Here is a 19,029-nt window from a genome sequence, read left to right as displayed (position 1 = left end):
CACACGATGGCTTTCAGCGAGACCGAGCAAGCCGCCTGGCACAAGTCCAGCCACAGTGGCGGACATGGAGGTGAGTGCGTCGAGGCGAGCTCGCGCAAGTCCAGTTACTCGGGCGGCGGCAGTGGTGAGTGCGTCGAGGTGGCGAATCTGCCGGGCGTGACGGCGGTCCGGGACACCCAGAACAGGGGCCTCGGCCACATCGCCTACCCCAGTGCCGAGTGGACCGACCTCCTCGCCGTTCTGAAGCAATGAGTGCGCGAAGCGCCGCCCTGCGCCTCGCCCACACGGGGGTGGTCCCCTACGTGCCTCGTCGCAGGACGAGGTCTCGGTAGGGCAGGGACACCACCGGGTACGCCTCCACACCGAGTCGGCCCTCGACTTCCTTCAGGAGCGCGGTGGCCCGCTGCGTGTCGTCGTCCACGATCTCCGTTTCCAGGAACGATCCCGCACCGGTCACGGTGTCCAGAGCGACCGTGAGTCCGGGGTGTTCAGGACGGTGGTAGGTCGTCCTGAACTTCTCGACCCGTGCCAGGAGGACCATTCCGATGGACTCCAGCAACAGGTTGGCGTCGTGAGCCTGGTCCATGTCGCGGAGGAGGACATTGGTCTCCCGCTTGGCGATCACGTCGTCTCGACCGTGGGTCACGGAGGTGGACGCCGGTTTGTAGGTGATCTCGGCGAAGCCGTCCCTGCGACGCACACGCAGGCACTCCACAGTCTCCAGGAAGTCGACGTCCGGCCTGCTGTAGTAGGTGTCCACCTCGGTGACCGCCCCGGCCTCGCGGTAGCCCAGCTCGACCAGACGCGCCCTCACCCCGCCAGCGGATCCGGTCAGCTCGCGTTTGCGCTCCACTTCGACAGGACTCATGCTCTGCTCACACTCCAAGGTTGACGGCGGAGTACACACGGGCGAGATTCCGTTTGCTGCACGAGCCTCGTACAGCGCTCATGGCCTCGCCAAGGGTTTCCGAGTCCGAGATCGGGATGTTGCGGAACAGCACCAGTTGTTTGGCGTCGCTCAAGGGGTTCGCGAGCCGCCGCGTCAGGTACCGGTTGTAGTAGTTCCTCGGCCGGATGAGGACGTCCTCCGGTCGAGTGGGCAGGAGCACGGTCGGGTGCTCCCGAGCGGAGTCGGCCGAGTTGACGGCGAACAGGGTGATCAGGTCGTCGAGGGTCAGATAGGCGTACGTCTCCCGGCCTTCGCGGGCGCTCCAACCAGCCCATATCTCGGAGCAGGCCGAGTCCCCTCGCTCCGACGCTGTGAGGAAAGCGGTCAGTGCCACGTCCGTGCACTCGTCGAACACGTCTCCGTCGACCGTGTAGTGGTCGGCATAGGGCTCGCTCACAGCCAACAGCATGGCTTTCTGTGATCTGGGCAGCCAATCCGTTCCGGTCAGTGTGTAGTGAACCCTCTTGTGGCCGCTCCCGGTGTCCAACCAGTCGGAGGCGAGCTGTCCCTCCAGGACAGGGGCGAACCCGAGCGCGCCGGAACGCCACACATGGTCCCTGAATGTGACGTAGTGTCGTTGGATTTCTCGGAACAGGCCGACCGGAGCGGAGATGATGGCGCAGGTCCTCGGATCCAGTTCCCCCACAGCCACGATCCGGGAGTTCTGGCGCGCGACGATCTCGTCCTGTGCGTGGTGGTAGGGGTGGGTTCCATACTGTAGGTATCGCGGTGTGAACATGCGGATGAATTGCAACCACGCCGGAGAGTCGTAGGCGTGGGTGACCCGCTCATGCAGGGAATCGTTCCTCACCGCGTACAGGTCCCGGTAGGCGAAGAAGCCGTTCGGATTGAGCACGGTGGGGAGCGTCCGCATCAGGGAGTGGAGCCCGCTGTACCCGCCACCGTATGAATACACCTCGTGCATCAGGGCGGAGGCGCTGATGACATCGGCGCGGTTCTTCAGAAGTGTGCCGATGTCCTGAGCGAAGCCGCGCACGAGCGTGCACGTGCCAACACGGTTGAAGCCGTCGATCGCCTGTGTGAGGGAGCGCGAGGCAACATCCGGTACCTCGATCAGAGTCAGATCGACATCCACGGGCCTCTTCGGTTCGGATCGGAGCCGTGAGGCCAGGAAGTTAACGGCGGCCCCTCCGCCTGGGCCGATCTCCACCAGGTGGGGGCGTTCGGAATCAAGCCGCTGCAGGGCGCGGTGCATCAGGAGACCCTTCTCCGCACCGTGCGCGTTGGCTGCCATGTCGAGGTAACCAGGGACCGACTTGTGCTCTGTGGCGAACACGGTCAAGGGGTGACTCCTTCAAGGGGTATCGGAAGAAGACCACGTGATCGGGGTGCGCCCCGCTGAACCTGGGTGGGCTGGGGTCTCCCCTTCTGGGAGGCTAGGGTTGGAAAACGCTCAGCGGAAGCACATTTCTCGATGTTTCCAGCAATGGTGAGTACTGGTGAGGGAGTGGGAAATTACTCGCCATTCTGGGGGAGGCTCTGTGCCAGGTCTTCGATAGCACGGTTGATGATCGCCCGTGCTGATCGGCCGTAGCTGGCGACAGTGGCCAACTGCTCGAAGGCGTTCGCGTACAGCTCGATCTCCTGCGGTTGGCGGAGGTCGAGGGCGGCGGAGATGGTCTCGACGAGCACCCGTTCATCGTCGTACAGCCAGAATCCGTGCCACGGAGCCGTGGCGTACCGAGTTCCGAAGCCGATGACGCCGAGTCGCACGTTCGGGAGCTGGGAGAACGAGACCAACCGGTCGAGTTGCCCGAGCATCACCTCCGGCTCGCACAGGAGGAAACGGAGGGCGGCCTCGGTCAGCACGAAGTGGAACCTCTTGTCCGACCGGTACAGGATCTCCTGCCGTTGAATCCGCTTCCGCACCGCCTCGTCGATGTCGTCGGGCAGTTTCATCCGGCGTGCTCCTTCGGCGAACCGGGCTCGCGCGTACCCCGCCGTCTGGAGCAGCCCCGGAATGACGGTGGCTTCGAAGGCTCGGAAGAGCCGGGTGCGCTGATCCCCTTCGATCAGCTCTTCCTGCCGGCGCCGCAGGCCAGTGCGCAGAACACGGCGCCATTCCGCGTGTTGCACCTCCAGGGTGTGCAACGAGGCGAGGAGCGCTTCGGTCTCCGGTTCGCTGCCGGTGGCCCGGTTCCAGGATCGAATGTCGTCGTCACTGGGTGTCTGGCGGGCGTTCTCCAGTTTCGAGACCTTGGAAGCCGTCCACGACAGTGACTCCGCGAGCTGCTTGCCCGTCATGTTGGCCTGGAGTCGCAGCTCACGGAGTCGTTTGCCGAGCGCGCTACGTGCTTCGTGGACGTTCGACGCGTCGGAGTCCCTGTTCGTCGGCAAAATCGTCCCGTCTCACGGCGTGGTGCCAAGCGGCGTCGCGCCAGTAGTTGTGCTGGACGATCACGCTTGGATCCTCGATGACCTCACCTCCGAGGAAGACATCGGAAGCGTCGAAGTGCATGAGGACCAGCGTGCGTGAGTCGAACAGCCAGAAATCGTGGTTCGGCAGGCCCGTGACTTCCGCCGTGTCGCGGTCGAGGTAGCGGATGTCCTCTCCCGCGCCATTGGTGAAACCGGCGCACCAGACACCGAAACGGCTGTAATCGGTGAGTGGTAACGTCACGACGCGCACACGGGCGAACCGGCGTCCCTTGACCCCCGCCTCGTGCAGCATGTCGAGCCAGCTCCGCATCCATGGCAGGTCATCGGGTTCGTCCGCGAGGAACCTGCGGAGTGACTCGTTCTCGTAGGGCGCGTCGTAGCGGTCACGCACCTCCAACCGGAACGCGGAGTGCTCGAAGGAGTGGAAGAGCTGCCGGATCTCGGGTCCGGGCGTGATGAGTCGGGTCAGCGGTCTTCCTCCTGTTCCTCCTGGTAGCGGCGTACGTAGAACTTCAGCACATCCTCGGGGATCTCGATGAGCGTCTCGTGATCGGGTACGGGGCCGATGTCCGCCAGGGCCTGGGGGTCGGTCACCTTCCAGCCCTGCGCGATGTAGGTCCTGCGGTCGGTCCGGTCGGTGGCGAACAGCGTGGGGGAGTTGTCCACCTGAGATTCGGGGTCTTTGCCAAGGAACCGAGCGCGCACGGCGACTCCTTGCTAGAAATCTGGTGAAGCTTTCTCTCCAAAATGACTCCGTTGGAGTGAGGCGTCAAGACCAAGCGGCGGATCGGGCACGTGTGCCCGCCGTGGTCGCGGGGTAGACCGTCGACGGCGCAGCGCGCCCTCCCCCCACGCAGTGGCACCGCGACGGAGGGGAAGGCCCATGCTCGAGAGAATCACGGACGCGCCCGCCGGGGTCGACGCCCTCAAGGCCGTCGGCGACGTGACCAAACGCGACTACGAGACGGTGGTCGAGCCGATCGTCGACGCCGCCCGCCGTGAGGGCCGCCGCGTCCGCATGCTCTGCGAGTTCGGCCCGGAGTTCGGCTCCTTCACCCCCGGGGCCGCCTGGGAGGACCTCAAGGTCGGGCTCGGGTCCATGCGCCTGTTCGAGGGCTGCGCCGTCGTGACCGACACCGGCTGGATCCGCGAGGCGACCACGCTCGCGCGCTTCCTCGCCCCCTGCCCCGTCCGCGTCTTCGACGTCGGGGACCGCGCCGAAGCCCTCGACTGGCTCTCCTCGCTGCCCCAGGGCCCCGGTGTCTCCCACCGCCTCGACCCCGAGTCCCACATCATCGTGGTCGAGGTCGACGCGCCCCTGCGCTCCCAGGACTTCGACGCCCTCGCCCAGACCGCGGACGCCTGGCTGGAGACGCACGACCGGCTGACCGGTCTCGTGGTCCACGCCCGCGAGTTCCCCGGCTGGGAGAACGTCACCGGCCTCCTGCGGCACGTGCGGTTCGTCCGCGACCACCACCGGAAGGTCCGCAGGGTCGCCCTCGCCGCGGACGGCAGGCTCGCCGACCTCATGCCCCATCTGGGCAGGCACTTCGTCCGGGCCGAACTCCGCCACTTCGGCTACGACGACCTCGACGGCGCCGTCGCCTGGGTCGCGGGCGCCCCGGACGCGGGCGGTCAGCGCTGAGGGCCCGCGGAGAAGCCCGTGGCGTGCGCACGGACCGCCACGGCACGCCGGGCGCGGACGTCCCCCCTGGGGCGGCCCTCACGCGTGCGCGGACCCGGCCCGTCGCACCAGCGCCCGGACGCCGGTGAACACGGCGACGCCCAGGCCGCCCGCGATCACGGCGATCCACAGCACCTCCGGCACCATGTCCACCGCGAACGCCGGCGTCAGGAGCACGAGGACCAGCGCCGCCACGCCCTGGCCCCGGTCGCGCCGGGCCCGCGCGTCCCACGCGACCAGAGCGGCGGACGCCAGCAGCACCACCGCGACCGGTCCGGGCAGGCGCAGCGCCGGACCGACGCCGTTCTCCTGGAGGAACGGCATGAACGCGATGTAGTCGATCAGCCAGAACGCGCAGAACACGAACGCCGTCACCAGCGTCGCGCCGATCCACGGCAGCCGCGCCGTGCCGGAGTGGGCGGCCAGCCCCTCGCGCATCGACCGCTCGGCCAGGTCCACCCCGTTGAACGGCGAGTAGATCGGATACCGCCGCCGCCACACCAGTGACGGCAGCGCCGCCACCTCCAGGCCCGCGTAGCCGCTGAACGTGTTGACCAGGAGCGACCCGGCCGTGTAGAGCGCCAGCGCGTCGTGCAGCGGTCCGGTGCCGAGCCCGAACGGGTAGATGAGGATCGGCGCCTGGAACAGCCCCGCCGGGATCCACGGACTCACGCGTCCCAGAATCCTCTCGCGCAACAGCCCGAACACCGCGATGTACGCTCCGGCGATGAGCACCAGGTACACCGCCATCATGCCGAGGTAGGCCGCGGCGCCCTCGTCCCACGGCAACCGGAAGTACAGCAGGATCAGCCCGCACACCCCGGAGACGAACCGGAACGCCCGGCCGAACGGGCCCATGTCGCGTCCGATCACCGGCGCCGCGGCGGTGGAGGCGTCGGTGGGCGAGTTGGTGTTGACCACGACGGGCCCCTTTCCCTTCGGCGCGCGAGGTCCGGTGCGACACGCGAGCGGGCACGAGTGTCGCACCACCCGCTGGTGCGCCGATCGACGATCCCTCGTGCTCCCCGGGCCCGGCCCCGAACCGCCGCCGCCCGCCCCGGCACGGCCCGGTCGGGCGTATCCGCGTCGGCACGTGTACGTCTCAAGGCGGAGGGGAAGTGTCAGCCACAGACGGACGGCCGTCCGGTGCCTCGGCGGGTAGTGTCCCGGCACACCCGTGTGAGAACCGATCCCTGGAGGAGCAGCGTGCTCAAGCTCATCGGGGCGGCGGCGCTCGGACTGATCGGCGGGGGTCTCGTGGGCTTCGCACTCTCGAACGTGCTCGGCATCGGCCTGCTCGTGGCCGGCGGCGGCATGCTGCCCTCCTGGGCGCCGCTCCTCAGATACCTCATCGCCGTCTGCGCCGCCCTCGGCCTGGTGGCCGCGCCCATGCTCGTCGCCCGTGGCGGCCGGTAGCGTGGGCACGGAACCGGGGAGGGCACGGGCGATGTGGCGGGCACTGGTCGGCACGGGCCCGCGGGTCGAACGCGACCGGAGCGACACTCCCACCGACGTCGCCATCGCCGTGGTCACGGCGGCCGCCCTCCTCATCGCGGAGGTGCTCGTCGAGTTCGACCGCGGCGGCCTGCCCGCGCCGCAGAGCATGGCGCTGCTGCTCGTCGGCGCGGCCTCCCTGGCGATCCTCGGCCGCTGGCCGTTCGTCACCGCCGTCGTCGTCGGGCTGAGCCTGCCCCTGTACTACGTCACCGGACCGACCGACGCCTGGACCGCCTGGCTGCTGTTCTTCGTCGCGGTCATCCGTCTGGCCGCGCGGGGACTGCGGGCCGCTCCCGCCCTCACGATCCTCGTGGCGCTCGGCGTGTTCATGGTCGGCGAGTCGATGGCGTTCGAACCCTGGCGCGCCCTGACCATCCTCGCCTGGATGATCGTCGTCGTCGCCGCCGCGGAGATCTTCCGCCACCGCGCCGCCTACCTGCGCCAGGTCGAGGAACGCATGCTGGAGGCCGAGCGCACACGGGAGGAGGAGGCGCGGCGCCGCGCCACCGAGGAGCGCCTGCACATCGCCCGCGAACTGCACGACGTCATCGCGCACAACATCTCCCTGATCAACGTGCAGGCCGCCTCCGCCGTGCACCGCCGCGACCCCGACGAGACGTACGCGGCCCTGGAGGCGATCAAGACCGCCAGCAAGGACACCCTGCGCGAACTGCGGGCGACGCTGGGCGTGCTGCGCCAGGTCGACGAGATCGAGAGCGCGTGCACGGGGGACGGCGTCCCCGTTGCGCCCACGCGCGGGGTCGACCAGCTGCCCGAACTGGTCCGCCGCACCCGGGAGGCCGGGTTGGACGTGCGGCTCATCGTGGACGGCGTCGAGGACGCGGACCGGGCCGACGGCGCGACCGTGGCCGCGGCCGTCGGGCTGCCCGCCCCGGTCGGTCTGGCCACCTACCGGATCGCGCAGGAGGCGCTCACCAACATCCGCCGGCACTCGGGCGCCCACCGGGCGGACGTGGCGATCGAGCGCGCTCCGGGGGAGGTCGCGGTGCGGATCGTCGACGACGGCCGCGCGACCGCCGCCGACGCCCGGCCCGAGGGAAACGGGCTCCGGGGGATGCGCGAGCGCGTGTCCGCGCTGGGCGGCCGTTTCGAGGCGGGTCCGCTGCCGACGGGAGGTTTCCTGGTCCGTGCCGTCTTCCCGGTGCGTTAGGGCGCGCTCGGCGGGCCGCACGTCGCGCGGCGGGGGAGGTGTCCGCCGAGCGAGCCCCGGCCCCGCCGCCGGACCGACGACATCGACTCCCGCCCACAGCGCGCGGCCGTCTGATCGCGGATCAAGGGCGCGAACCCGGTCCTCCAGGGCCGGGTAAGCCCGTCAACCACCCGCACGGAACCGAAAACCCTCCACCATGGCCCCCGCTAGGATCCCGTCGAGACCGAGAGGGGGTGTTCCCACTGTGCTGACCGGGTTCCGGTACCGGCTCGCGCTCACCGACGAGCAGGCCGAGCGGTGCGCCGAGTACGGCGACATCTGCCGGGCGGTGTGGAACACGGCCCTGGACCAGCGCCGCCAGGCCGTGAACCGGTGGCGGCGCGGCCACGACCAACCCTACTGCGGCTACCACCTGCAAGCCGCCCAGCTCGCCGAGGCCAAGACCGAGGAGACCTGGCTGCGGGCGGCGCCCTCCCACATCCTCCAACAGACGTTGAGGGACCTGGACGCCGCCTGCCGACAGCACGGCACCTTCCACGTCAACTGGCGCGCCAAGGCCCGGTGGAGGCCCTCCTTCCGGTTCCCCGACCCGAAGCAGATCACCGTGGAGCGCCTGGGCCGCGGGTGGGGTCGGGTGAAGCTGCCCAAGCTGGGGTGGGTGCGGTTCCGGTGGTCGCGTGCCCCCCGGGGCACGATCCGCTCCGCGACCGTGTCCCGGGACGGCGCGCACTGGTGCGTGTCGCTGCTGTGTGAGGACGGCGAGCACACCCCCGCCGAGCACGCGTTGCCGGACTCGGCCGTGGGCGTGGACCGCGGGGTCGCGGTGGCGGTGGCCACCTCGGACGGGGACCTGTTCGACCGCGTCCTGCAGACCCCGAAGGAGCACGAGCGGGAACGCCGCCTGCGACGCAAGCTCGCCCGGCAGCGCCAAGGCTCGAACAACCGGGCCAGGACCAAGGCCGCCCTGTCGAAGCTGACCGGTCGGGTCCGTTCCCGGCGCGCGGACTTCGCCGCCCAGACCGCGTCGGTGTTGTGCGCCAAGAACGCGGTCGTGGTGCTGGAGAAGTTGAACACGAAGGGCATGACCGCCTCGGCCAGAGGCACCACCGAATCCCCGGGGCGTCATGTTCGGGCCAAGGCGGGGTTGAACCGGGCGATCCTGGCCAAGGGATGGCACGGCTTCAAACTCGCTTGTGTCAACAAGGCTCGGCGCACGGGAACCCGTGTGGTCGAGGTCGATCCCGCGTACACGTCGCAGACCTGTCACCCGTGCGGACACGTCGCAGCGGACAACCGAGAGAGCCAATCGGTGTTCCGTTGTGGTGTGTGCGGGCACACAGCTCACGCGGACGTGAACGCGGCCCGGAACACTCTTTCGCGCGGATGGACTAGCTCCTTACCGGGGTGAACCGTGCCAGCCTGCGGAGACCTCTGGGGTGCCATGTCGGTAAAGCAGGAACCAGCTCGTGCCGCGAGGCGCGCAGCGCCACCTGGCCGCAAGGCCCGGTCGGAATCCCGGTCCTTTCAGGGCTGGGAGGAAGTCAAAGAACATTGCCGCCGACGGGCGACAGAAGGGGATCCTTGTGATCAACGTGGTGATCGCCGACGACCAGACCCTGGTGCGGGCGGGCTTCCGCTCGATCCTGGACGGTGAGGAGGACATCTCCGTCGTCGCGGAGGCGGCCGACGGCGCGGAGGCCGTGGAACGCGCCGCCAGCGAGCGGCCCGACGTGGTGCTCATGGACATCCGCATGCCCGGGGTCGACGGGTTGGAGGCCACCCGGCGCATCGCCGCCGACCCCAGGCTCGGCGACGTCCGCGTCGTCATCCTCACCACCTTCGACCTCGACGAGTACGTCTACTCCGCGCTCCGCGCCGGGGCCAGCGGCTTCCTGGTCAAGGACACCGAGCCGATGGAGCTCATCCACGCCGTCCGGGTGGCCGCCCGCGGCGACTCCCTGCTCGCCCCGGCGGTGACGCGGCGGCTGATCGCCGAGTTCGTCGACCGGATCAAGGAGCCGCCCCCCGCGCCGCGGCTGAACAGCCTGACCGAGCGCGAACGCGAGGTCCTGGCGGGAGTGGCGGCGGGGCTCAGCAACGAGGAGCTCGCCGAACGGCTGGTCGTCTCCATCGCCACCGCCAAGACGCACGTCAGCCGGGTCCTCACCAAGCTCGGCGCCCGCGACCGCGCCCAGCTCGTCGTCATCGCCTACGAGTCCGGGACCGTCCGTCCCGGCTGGCTCTCCTGACCGTCTCCGCGGCCCCCGCAGGGCGGGAGCGCGGGGCCCGGTCGCGCACAGGCGGGTGGGACCGGCCCGGTCCCACCCGCCCCGCCCGTGCCCGGTGACCCCACTGGGATGGGAGAGGAGGGACGCGCGGTCACCGAGCGACGGGAGCCGGGGGCACGGACGCCACGAAGAACCCGCGTTCCTCCGTCGGGCGCCGCAGCATCCGGTAGAGCGCCACCTGGCCGACGACCATGAGCGGCAGCACCGGCAGGATCGACACACTGGTCAGCACGAGCGTCCCCGTCGGCGCGGCCCCGAGCGGCAGCGCCAGCGCGGCGCCGGCCACCACCGGCACCGCCCCGATCGCGACCGCCGAGGTGTGCCGTGACAGGTGCGGTCCGGACAGTCCGGCGGTCGCCGCCAGCGCGACCACCGGCACGGCCGCCGTCCCGGCCAGGGCCAGCGGCCGGTCCACGTCCAGCCCGCCGAACGGCAGCACCGCCAGGACGATCGCGACCACCGCCGCGACCAGTCCGATCCGGGCCAGCTGGCGGGTCAGACGCGCCGCCTCGTCCGCGCTCGGCGCGGCGTCGGCGGCAGACGGCGCCGCTGCGGTGTCGGCGTGCGCGGGCACCATGCGCTCGGCGCCGAAGGCCGCCCCGCGGAGCAGGAACAGGACGGTCACGACCAGCGCGCACGCGAGTGAGAACGGGCTGAGCGGCCGACCGCCGGAGAGCAGGCCGCCCAGCGCCAGCCCCCACGTCACCGCCAGGGCCCAACTGCCCCCCGTCACCGCGGCGTCGCACACCGACCGCCACCCGGGCGCGTCCACCCGCGCCCGCAGCCACAGTCCCGCGTCGCGGAACAGCCACCCGGCCAGCAGCGCGGTGAACACCGCCCACATGCCACCGCCGAACAGCACGTCCTTCAGCGCAGGGAACAGCCCGGCGATCACACCGATCGTGCCGACCAGCCACACCTCGGTGCCGAGGAAGTAGGGCGCCAGCGCCGACACCAACCGGCGCCGCTCCGTCGGCGTCCGGGCCAGGTAGGGCGTGAGCATGCCCAGCCCGACGTCGCACCCGGCGAGCACGAAGTAGCCCACGACCAGGCCGGTCAGGAAGAGTACGGGGACGGTTTCCATGCGGGGGCTCCCTACAGGGTCGGGGTGGTGAGGCGGTCCCGGTCCTCGTCGGCCGCGCCCTCCGGGGCGGCGGCCAGGGGGCTGGCCTCGGGGCCCCGGCGGGCGAACCGGACCAGCAACCAGGCGGTGACCGTGCCGAGCACGGCGAAGGCCAGGGTGAACAGGGTGAACGAGGCCGCGGCCATCAGCGGCGACATGTCGGTGACCGCGTCGGCGGTGGTCAGGTGGTGGCGCACGGTCCAGGGCTGGCGTTCGGTCTCGCGGAAGACCCACCCGCCGACGCTCGCCGCGTAGGGGAACACGGGCGTGACGGCGAGCAACCGCAGGTGCCAGCGCCACCGGTCGAGCCGGCGGGACAGCCACACCGCGGCCGAGACCAGGCACAGCAGGAGCAGAAGCGCCCAGGACGTCATCATGAGCATGTCTCCGGACACGCTGAGGATGAGGGAGGTGCTCACGTCGGAGCCGTCCTCGAACCCCCGGAAGCCCTGCTCGATCTGCGCGATCTCCTCGGCGCTGTACGTCATGCCGCTGGTCGGCGGCTCCTGGCCGTACATCGCGAGCTGGGAGAAGCCGGTGGCGATGGTCGGGATCAGCCCGACCATCACGAGCACCAGCCCGTGCCGCAGACTCCGGCGGAACATCCCCCCGGCGTCGCGTCCGCGGCGGACGTGGAAGGCGCTGGTCGCCGCGATCACCGCGCCGCCCACCAGCAGGGCCGAGGCCGCCACGTGGGCGAAGGCCAGCAGGCCCGACGGGTTGGTCACCAGGGCGACGGGGTCGTCGAGGACCGCCACCCCGTCCTGGACCGAGAAGCCCGCGGGCCACTTGAGGAAGCCGTTGGAGACCAGCACCCAGTACGCCGACGCGTAGGCGGTGAGGGTGACGACGAGGAAGCACGCCCAGTGCGCCCAGCGCGACATCCGGTCCCAGCCGAAGATCCACAGGCCCAGGAAGGTCGACTCGACGAAGAACGCCGCCATGGTCTCGATGGCCAGCGGCGCGCCGAACGTGTACCCGAACATGGTGGTCAGGCCCTGCCAGTTGAGCGCGAGCTGCAACTCCATGACCAGTCCGGACAGGATGCCCATCGCGTAGTTGACCACGTACAGCCCGCCCCAGAACCGCACCGCGCGCAGTCGGGACGCGTCGCGGCGCAGTACCGCGCCGAGCTGGGTGAACAGGACGTAGGGGGCGAGTCCCAGAGTGAAGGCGACGAACATGTAGTGCGTCGCCGCGGTGAGCGCGAACTGGAGTCGCGCCAGGAGCAGGGGATCGTCGAGCATCGTGGATGGCCTTTCGGGGCGCGTTCGTCACGCCATGCTCGCCCGGCACGGGGCGCCGGGGCATCGCTCCTGAGGCTGCACCCGGCCTACAGCTCCGGACGGGGGAGGGTGCGGCGCGCCTACGTCCTCGGATGTAGGCGGCCTCATCCCGGGGACGCGTCCGAACGTAGGGCGCGGTGCCGGGAGGGGTGATCCCCCGGGAGGCACCGCGCCCCACCGGTCCTCCCGGTTCCTCCGGTCGCTCAGAAGTCACCTGTCCCTGCGGTCCCTCTGGCCTCCCCGGTTCTTCCGATCCCTCCGGGCCGCGCCGCCCGTGCGACCCCGCCGGCCCGCGCACCCCGTTCACCGCGCCCGCCCCGGGCTCACCGGACGTCTCCCCGGGCGTTCCGCAGGATCCCCGCCAGGGCCTCCACCGCCCGGTCGATGTCGCCGTGCGAGACGAAGTAGTGCGGCGACGCGCGCACGACCGCCTCCAGTCCGCGCCGCTCCATGTCGAACCGGGTGGACGCGCGCGGGCTCACCGTGACGGCCACCCCCGCGTCCCACAGCGCCGCCGCCACCCGCCGCGGCTCCTCCCCCGCGCAGGTGAACGTGACGATCCCGTTGTGCTCGGCGCCGAGGTCGGCCACCTCCACGCCCGCGATCGCGTCCAGCCCGCGGCGCAGCCGTCCCGCGCGGTCGGCGACGGCGGCGGCGACCGCCTCCACACCCAGGTCCAGCGCGTACCGGGCGGCGGCGATCAGGCCCAGGCGCTCGGCCACGCCGTACTCCCACAACTGGTGGACGCGGGCGTCATCACGCAGCCGGTAGGTGGTGGCGCTGTCCCACTCCGCCCCGGAGTGGTCGACGAGCAGCGGTCGCAGGCGATCGGCGGCGGAGCGGCGGACGGCGAGGAAGCCGGTGCCGCGCGGGCCGCGCAGCCACTTGCGCCCCGTCCCGGAGAGCATGTCGACCCCGAGGTCGTCCATCCGCACGGGCAGCTGGCCGACGGACTGGCAGGCGTCCAGCAGCACCAGCGCGTCCACCTCGTGCGCGGCCTTGACCGTCTCGCGGACGGGGTTGGTCAGTCCGGAGTTGGTGGGGACGTGGACGAGCGAGAGCAGCTTCACGCGCTCGTCGAGCATCGCGCGGAGCGCCTCCACGGACATCGCGCCCGCGGAGTCGGAGGGGACGACCTCCACGCTCGCCCCCGCGCGTTCGGCCAGGCGCAGGAGTGCGACGGCGTTCGCGCCGTACTCGGCCTCGGTGACCAGGACGCGGTCCCCGGCGCCCAGGGGCACCGACCCGGCCAGGGTCAGCCACGACCGGGTGGCGCTGTCGGTGAAGGCCACCTCGTCGGGCGCGCAGCCGAGGAGGTCGGCGAACACGGTGTGGCCCGCTTCGACGTCCTCCGCCCGTTCGGCGTAGGCGCGGTACCCGCCGATCTCCGCCTCGCGCCGCAGGTGGGCGATCACCTCGTCGAGCACGGGCGCGGGCGGCAGCGAGGAGCCAGCGCTGTCGAGGAAGATCCGTCCCCGGCAGCCGGGCGTGTCGGCGCGGGCGGCCTCGATGTCGATCATGCGTGTCCCTTCCGTGGGTGTCGGTCGCGGCGTCCGGACCGGGGCGCCGCGGCCGACGTGAGGATTGTCCGTCGGTCCGGTGGTGTCGCGCTGACCGGACGCTGTAGTCGGATCGACGCGGCGTGTGCGGACGTCGGTCGAGTTCAGGGCGGTGCCTTCCGGTCGCCCGCCGTCGGGCGGGTGGTCCCGGGGCGGGGAGTTCGATGGGCGGACTAGCGGTTTGCAAGCGGTCGGATCGATACTGCCGGAGGCCTCACGCCATCCGGGAAGCCACCTGGTCGAGCAACACGTGAATGGCCGACCGGTGAAGCGGCCGGGGGTGGCCGGAGAAAATTCCGCCAGCCGGGGTTGCGGGGGGTCGCCTGTTGGTTACAACGTGGATTCTATCGGGGAGTGAATTGTCGCGCCGGTCCCTCCACAAGGGTGGCTGACGCGTAAGAAAACTTCCTGGGAAGAGGATTGATCGTTCGCGGACCGTGCATGATCTCCGACCATTGTGGAAAGTTGGCGTGTCTCGATTGACCAGGTACAGAGAACCAACCCGACTGGAAAACTCCACGAACGACACCGGGCGGATCCCCGGGGGAGTCCAGTGCCTGGAGCGTCCCGCGGGTGTCGATTTCCGTCTTCTGGGCCCGCTGGAGGTCCGTATCGGCACCTGCGACGTCACACCGAGCGCCCCCAAGCTCCGCCAGGTGATGGCGCTGTTGCTGCTGAGGAGCAACGCGCTGGTCCAGACTGCGGAATTGATCGACGAACTCTGGCGCGGGTCGCCTCCGCCGAGCGCGGTGCCCACGCTGCAAACCTACGTGTACAAGCTGCGCAAGATCCTGCGCTCGGCCGGAGAGGGCGTCGATATCCAGACGCGCCCCTCCGGTTACATGGTTTCCTCCCCCGATGCCGAGGTGGATGTAGCACAGTTCGAAGAATGCGTCAACGACGGAAAGGCCCTTTTCAACGCGGGCGATCTCGAAGAGTCCGTCGACCGCCTGACCCGCGGCCTGTCGGTTTGGCGCGGACCCGCGTTGGCCGACGTCGAAAAGGGGGAACTCCTCGCATCGCAGGTCGCGCGTCTGGAGGAACTCCGGCTGCGGGCGCTCGAACTGCGGATCGAGGTCGAACTCCGGCTCGGCCACCACGAGGGGCTCATCGGCGAACTGCGCTCGCTCACCTCCGCGCACCCGCTGCACGAGGGGTTGCACGCCAAGCTCATGGTCGCCCTCAACAAGGCCGGCCGGCGCTACGAGGCGCTCGACGTCTACCGCGCCCTGCGCGAGACACTCGTCCTCGAACTCGGCCTGGAACCGTCCCTGGAGGTGCGGGCGATCCAGCAGGACCTGCTGTCCGCCGACCCCGGGCCCGAGGACCGCCCGCCGCGGGCTCCGCGTCAGCGGTACCACTCCCTCGCCCACACCCCGGCGCAGATCCCGCCGGACGTGCCCCACTTCCGCGGGTACCGGCGCGAGATGCGGATGCTGGAGGAGCAGTTCTCCGGCGAGGGAGCGGAGACGTGCGTCCGGGTCGCCTCGATCACGGGCATGCCCGGGGTGGGCAAGACCGCCCTGGCCATCCGTGCCGCACACCGACTGCGCTGGCGGTTCGAGGACGGGCAGCTGTTCGCCAAACTCGGCGGCGACCGGCCCTCGCCCGTGGACCCCCTGCGCATACTGGAGGGCTTCCTCGGCGCGCTCGGCGTCCCCGCCGACACCGTTCCCGACGACCTGGAGGAGGCGGGCAAGCTCTTCCGGACGTGCACCGCCGACAGCAGGATCCTCGTCGTGCTGGACAACGCGGCCTCGGCCGAACAGGTCGAACACCTCTTCCCCGGGAGCGCGGAGTGCGGTGTGATCGTGACCAGCCGGCCCCACATCCTCCACGAGGCCGAGGTGATCTCCCTCGGCGGGCTGGACGGTGCGGACGCCATCGACGCGCTCAGGAGCATCGTGCGCCCCCAACGCGTCGACCGCGAACCGCGCGAGGCGGCCGCGATCGTACGGGCCTGCGGCGGGCTGCCCCTGGCGGTACGGGTGGTCGGCGCGCGCCTGGCGGCCGTGCCGGGGCTCCCGCTGGCCAGCATCGCGCGCGAACTCGACGACGCCGACCGCCGCCTGGACTACCTCCGCTTCCAGGGGCTGGACCTGCGGTCACGCTACGACAGCAGCTACGTGCAGCTGCACGTTCGCGAGGCGAGCCTGTTCCGGTTGCTGAGCATCCTCCCGGACAACGTGTTCACCGCCGCGCAGGTCGCCCGCTTCCTCAGCACCCCGGCCGAGGAAGTGGAGCCGCTGCTCGCCACGCTCGTCGAGAAGCGCTTCCTCCAGGTCTGGGAGCAGGGCGGGCAGCGGGACGTGCAGTTCTACTTCCACGAGCTGATCAAGCTCTACGCCCGGGAGCGGCTCAAGAGCGACAGTGACGGAGCCGATCCCCGCCTCCAACCGACGGCACCGCCAGCGCCCTGACCGTCCGCGCTGGACCGCCGAGCGGTCGGACCCGCCGCCCCCGCACATCCCCACAGCGCCCCGTCCCCGCGTTCCCCCGTCCCCACGACCCGACGGCCCCTGACGTCGGCCCGGGTCTCCCCTCCGCCCCGCCCCGTCGACTCCCGCGTTCCGTTCCCCACGACGGACGCCGCAGCGCCGCCTGCCGTACACCCGCGTCGCCGTGACGACGGCTGACGCCCGCGCTCGCCACGGGCGTCAGCCGGACCGCGACCGCGAGCCGAGGATCAGCCCGCCGGCGCAGAACACCAGCGCGAGGATGATCGGCAGTCCGCGGATTCCGACGGGCTGGTCGAAGGCCAGGACCGAGATGATCCCGACGATCTGGTCGACGACCAGCCCCGCCAGGAACCCGGCGACCAGACCGACGACGCCCATGAGGAGTACGCGCATCGGTGTCTCCCTCCCTTTCGCGTGTTTCCTTCTCCGGCTCGATCCACGTTCGATACGCGCCGAAGGTAACCGCGCGACCAGCCGCCCTCCAACGTGCGCGCGACGGAAACCCGTGGCCAACCCGCGCTGTACGCGTTCCGTGTCGGATACCGCGCGCGATGTACGACCGTGGGCGCTTCCTCCCCCAGAGCACCTTCAGCCGCGTTCGATTCGGCTTCGATGCGCCGCTGCGAGCCTTGGTCGGGCAGACGGGAAGGTACGGAATCCGCCGTACCGGACCGTGGGGCCGATCCACAGGAATGAGGTGCCGCGATGTCCGGCGTTGTTGGCGTGATCGACTTCGAACGGGATCTGGAACGCCACCGGCCACTGCTCGTCGCGTTGACCGCGACCATGGCCAACCGCGGCCCAGACGGGGAGGGGCTCTGGCTCTCCCCCCGGGCCGTTCTCGGCTACCGCGCCCTCGGGAGCGGAGCGGGGGCCGCGGACCAGCCGTTCGCGATCGACGTCGGCGGCGCGACGGTCGTCGCGTGTGTCACCGGGGCCCCCACGGGCCTCGGCGAGGTGGCGCGCCAGCTCCGCGCGGGCCGGTGCGGCGTCACCCCCGGAGCCTCCACCGCCGAGCTCGTCGCCCGCGCCTACCTGATGTGGGGCGAGGACGTCGTGCGCCGCCTGGGCGGCGCGTTCGCCCTCGCGATCTGGGACGGTCGCAGCGAGGAACTGGTCCTGGCCCGCGACCGGATGGGCGGCCAGACGCTGTACCACGCACCCACCCGCACCGGTCTGGTCTTCGCCTCCGAACGCAAGGCCCTGCTCGCCCACCCCGAGGTCGACCCGGTCGTGGACATGGAGGGGCTGCGGGAGGTCATCGCGCACGCCCTTCCGCCCGGCCCCCTCTTCAGCGGGTTCGGCCAGGTCGACTCGGCCGAGGTGGTCCGCTACGGCAGGTCCGGCTGGCACCGGCACCGCTACTGGGACCTGGAACCGCGACCGCACACCGACGACGTGGACGCCACCGTCGCCCGGGTCCGCGAACTCCTGGAGGAGAACGTCCGGCTGTCCGTCCCGGAGGACACCGAAGGGCTGGTCGCCACGCTCTCGGGCGGCATCGACTCCTCCTCCGTCACCGCCCTGGTCGCGGCCGAGCTGCGCCGCAGGGGCGCCGCCGACCTGCGCACGTTCACCGTCGGCTTCACCGACGGCGAGTTCCAGCGCGACGCCGTCCGCGACACCCAGGACGCGCCCTTCGCCCGCGCCGTCGCCGAGCACGTCGGCTCCCAGCACCGGCTGGTCGAGCTGGACGCCCGCCGGATCCTCGACCCCGACGTGCGCCTGGGCCTGATGCGGGCCAAGGACTGCCCCACCCGCATCTACGACATGGACGCCTCCCAGTACCTGTTCCTCCAGCACGTGGCGGCCGCGGGCGGTCGGATCGCCTTCACCGGCGGCATGGGCGACCAGCTCTTCCACGGCGCCCGCTGGTCGACCGACCCCCACCTGGTCGACTCCGGGACCTTCCCCTGGATCGCGCTGGCGCAGCGGCACGGCGCGGAGAACGGGTTCGGCACCCGACTGCTCAACCACGACACCCTGCGCAAGCTCGACCTGCCCTCCTACTACCGGGACGCCTACGCCGAGAGCGTCGCCGAGGTGGAGTTCCTCCCCGAGGACGACGGGGCGCAGCGCCGCATCCGGCAGCTCTCGCACCTGCTGCTCACCCGGTTCCGCACGGACGCGGGGCTGTACAACTCCGTCGGCCTCCAGATGCGGGCGCCGATCAACAGCGTCGAACTGGTGGAGTACGCCTACAACATCCCCGCCGAGATGCAGCGGCACGGCGGGATCGAGAAGGGCCTCCTGCGCGCCGCCGTCGCCGACACGCTCCCGGAGAAGGTGGTCCGGCGCCCGCAGAGCGCCACGCCGGTGAGCAGGAACCCCGCCTACGCGCGGCGCCTCCAGGAGGAGTTCACCGCGATCCTCGCCGATCCGGCCTCCCCGGTCCTGCCGCTCATCGACCTCCAGGCCGCGGCCCGCCTCGCCGAGTCGCCCGACGAACTCGTCCGGAACCGCCTGAGCAGGGCCGACATCGACCTCGTCCTGCAACTGAACCTCTGGCTCGACCACTACCGGGTCCGGCTGGCCCTCTGACGGCCCCGGCCCGCCTCCGCCTCGTCCGCGGAACCGAACACATCGGCGATCCAACGCCCCTGGGGGCTGAAC

Annotated in this window: 18 protein-coding genes; 8 read left to right on the top strand and 10 right to left on the bottom strand. The window is 70.9% G+C overall.

The annotated features are described in order from the left end of the window. The first annotated feature begins 6 nt into the window (after positions 1-6). Positions 7-252, top strand: coding sequence for a DUF397 domain-containing protein (locus tag ACIBFB_RS18435; protein WP_397231564.1), 246 nt, complete (start codon positions 7-9; stop codon positions 250-252). 46 nt (positions 253-298) lie between these two features. Here the strand turns inward: ACIBFB_RS18435 and ACIBFB_RS18430 are convergent, their stop codons facing one another. The 5 genes from ACIBFB_RS18430 to ACIBFB_RS18410 form a co-directional block, all read right to left on the bottom strand. After that, entirely contained in the window at positions 299-868 is a 570-nt protein-coding gene (locus ACIBFB_RS18430) for a class IV adenylate cyclase (protein WP_397231563.1), read from the bottom strand. Between the two features lie 7 nt (positions 869-875). Then, positions 876-2,252 (bottom strand): hypothetical protein, encoded by a 1,377-nt coding sequence (locus ACIBFB_RS18425; RefSeq protein ID WP_397231561.1) that lies wholly within the window; start codon positions 2,250-2,252, stop codon positions 876-878. Positions 2,253-2,425: 173 nt separating this feature from the next. Continuing rightward, positions 2,426-3,307, bottom strand: coding sequence for a helix-turn-helix domain-containing protein (locus ACIBFB_RS18420; RefSeq protein ID WP_397231559.1), 882 nt, complete (start codon positions 3,305-3,307; stop codon positions 2,426-2,428). Then, the gene (locus ACIBFB_RS18415) at positions 3,258-3,788 is read right to left on the bottom strand and encodes a DUF6879 family protein (RefSeq protein WP_397231655.1); all 531 of its coding nucleotides are present in this window, start codon (positions 3,786-3,788) and stop codon (positions 3,258-3,260) included. Before ACIBFB_RS18415 ends, ACIBFB_RS18420 begins: the two co-directional genes overlap by 50 nt. Before the next feature lie 26 nt (positions 3,789-3,814). After that, positions 3,815-4,015, bottom strand: coding sequence for a hypothetical protein (locus tag ACIBFB_RS18410; RefSeq protein ID WP_397231557.1), 201 nt, complete (start codon positions 4,013-4,015; stop codon positions 3,815-3,817). A 217-nt stretch (positions 4,016-4,232) separates the two neighbouring features. On the opposite strand from ACIBFB_RS18410, the gene ACIBFB_RS18405 reads away from it, so the two are divergent. Next, positions 4,233-4,994 (top strand): STAS/SEC14 domain-containing protein, encoded by a 762-nt coding sequence (locus tag ACIBFB_RS18405; protein ID WP_397231555.1) that lies wholly within the window; start codon positions 4,233-4,235, stop codon positions 4,992-4,994. Positions 4,995-5,072: 78 nt separating this feature from the next. Here the strand turns inward: ACIBFB_RS18405 and ACIBFB_RS18400 are convergent, their stop codons facing one another. Next, positions 5,073-5,954, bottom strand: a complete 882-nt coding sequence (locus tag ACIBFB_RS18400) for a DUF6410 domain-containing protein (RefSeq protein ID WP_397231553.1) — start codon at positions 5,952-5,954, stop codon at positions 5,073-5,075. A gap of 285 nt (positions 5,955-6,239) precedes the next feature. Between ACIBFB_RS18400 and ACIBFB_RS18395 the strand changes: the two genes are divergently transcribed. The 4 genes from ACIBFB_RS18395 (at position 6,240) to ACIBFB_RS18380 (ending at position 9,950) form a co-directional block, all read left to right on the top strand. After that, a complete protein-coding gene (locus ACIBFB_RS18395; RefSeq protein WP_397231551.1) occupies positions 6,240-6,449 on the top strand; it encodes a DUF5957 family protein in 210 nt (69 codons plus the stop codon). After that, entirely contained in the window at positions 6,436-7,701 is a 1,266-nt protein-coding gene (locus ACIBFB_RS18390) for a sensor histidine kinase (RefSeq protein ID WP_397231549.1), read from the top strand. Before ACIBFB_RS18395 ends, ACIBFB_RS18390 begins: the two co-directional genes overlap by 14 nt. A 244-nt stretch (positions 7,702-7,945) precedes the next feature. Next, positions 7,946-9,109 (top strand): RNA-guided endonuclease InsQ/TnpB family protein, encoded by a 1,164-nt coding sequence (locus tag ACIBFB_RS18385; RefSeq protein ID WP_397231547.1) that lies wholly within the window; start codon positions 7,946-7,948, stop codon positions 9,107-9,109. Positions 9,110-9,284: 175 nt separating this feature from the next. After that, entirely contained in the window at positions 9,285-9,950 is a 666-nt protein-coding gene (locus ACIBFB_RS18380; protein ID WP_397231545.1) for a response regulator, read from the top strand. A gap of 130 nt (positions 9,951-10,080) precedes the next feature. Here the strand turns inward: ACIBFB_RS18380 and ACIBFB_RS18375 are convergent, their stop codons facing one another. The 3 genes from ACIBFB_RS18375 to ACIBFB_RS18365 form a co-directional block, all read right to left on the bottom strand. Then, positions 10,081-11,073 (bottom strand): cytochrome d ubiquinol oxidase subunit II, encoded by a 993-nt coding sequence (locus ACIBFB_RS18375; RefSeq protein ID WP_397231543.1) that lies wholly within the window; start codon positions 11,071-11,073, stop codon positions 10,081-10,083. An 11-nt stretch (positions 11,074-11,084) separates the two neighbouring features. Further along, a complete protein-coding gene (locus tag ACIBFB_RS18370) occupies positions 11,085-12,359 on the bottom strand; it encodes a cytochrome ubiquinol oxidase subunit I (protein WP_397231541.1) in 1,275 nt (424 codons plus the stop codon). A gap of 362 nt (positions 12,360-12,721) precedes the next feature. Further along, the gene (locus ACIBFB_RS18365) at positions 12,722-13,918 is read right to left on the bottom strand and encodes an aminotransferase class V-fold PLP-dependent enzyme (protein ID WP_397231539.1); all 1,197 of its coding nucleotides are present in this window, start codon (positions 13,916-13,918) and stop codon (positions 12,722-12,724) included. 518 nt (positions 13,919-14,436) lie between these two features. On the opposite strand from ACIBFB_RS18365, the gene ACIBFB_RS18360 reads away from it, so the two are divergent. After that, positions 14,437-16,377, top strand: a complete 1,941-nt coding sequence (locus ACIBFB_RS18360; protein ID WP_397231537.1) for a BTAD domain-containing putative transcriptional regulator — start codon at positions 14,437-14,439, stop codon at positions 16,375-16,377. 237 nt (positions 16,378-16,614) lie between these two features. Here ACIBFB_RS18360 and ACIBFB_RS18355 read toward each other — a convergent pair whose 3' ends face one another. Next, on the bottom strand, positions 16,615-16,809 hold the full coding sequence (locus ACIBFB_RS18355; RefSeq protein WP_397231535.1) for a DUF5957 family protein: 195 nt from the start codon (positions 16,807-16,809) through the stop codon (positions 16,615-16,617). A gap of 312 nt (positions 16,810-17,121) precedes the next feature. Here ACIBFB_RS18355 and ACIBFB_RS18350 point away from each other — a divergent pair, with 312 nt between their 5' ends. After that, positions 17,122-18,957, top strand: coding sequence for an asparagine synthetase B family protein (locus ACIBFB_RS18350; RefSeq protein ID WP_397231533.1), 1,836 nt, complete (start codon positions 17,122-17,124; stop codon positions 18,955-18,957). Positions 18,958-19,029: the final 72 nt, after the last annotated feature.

Source organism: Nocardiopsis sp. NPDC050513, from assembly GCF_044457925.1.
GTDB lineage: Bacteria > Actinomycetota > Actinomycetes > Streptosporangiales > Streptosporangiaceae > Nocardiopsis.
This window is presented reverse-complemented; position numbering and strand designations above follow the sequence as displayed.

What these genes read in the sequence shown, in the direction of transcription:
- ACIBFB_RS18435 (WP_397231564.1), top strand. Translation starts at nt 7, where the DNA reads ATGGCTTTCAGCGAGACCGAGCAAGCCGCCTGGCACAAGTCCAGCCAC.
- ACIBFB_RS18430 (WP_397231563.1), bottom strand. Translation starts at nt 868, where the DNA reads ATGAGTCCTGTCGAAGTGGAGCGCAAACGCGAGCTGACCGGATCCGCT.
- ACIBFB_RS18405 (WP_397231555.1), top strand. Translation starts at nt 4,233, where the DNA reads ATGCTCGAGAGAATCACGGACGCGCCCGCCGGGGTCGACGCCCTCAAG.
- ACIBFB_RS18375 (WP_397231543.1), bottom strand. Translation starts at nt 11,073, where the DNA reads ATGGAAACCGTCCCCGTACTCTTCCTGACCGGCCTGGTCGTGGGCTAC.
- ACIBFB_RS18370 (WP_397231541.1), bottom strand. Translation starts at nt 12,359, where the DNA reads ATGCTCGACGATCCCCTGCTCCTGGCGCGACTCCAGTTCGCGCTCACC.
- ACIBFB_RS18365 (WP_397231539.1), bottom strand. Translation starts at nt 13,918, where the DNA reads ATGATCGACATCGAGGCCGCCCGCGCCGACACGCCCGGCTGCCGGGGA.
- ACIBFB_RS18355 (WP_397231535.1), bottom strand. Translation starts at nt 16,809, where the DNA reads ATGCGCGTACTCCTCATGGGCGTCGTCGGTCTGGTCGCCGGGTTCCTG.
- ACIBFB_RS18350 (WP_397231533.1), top strand. Translation starts at nt 17,122, where the DNA reads ATGTCCGGCGTTGTTGGCGTGATCGACTTCGAACGGGATCTGGAACGC.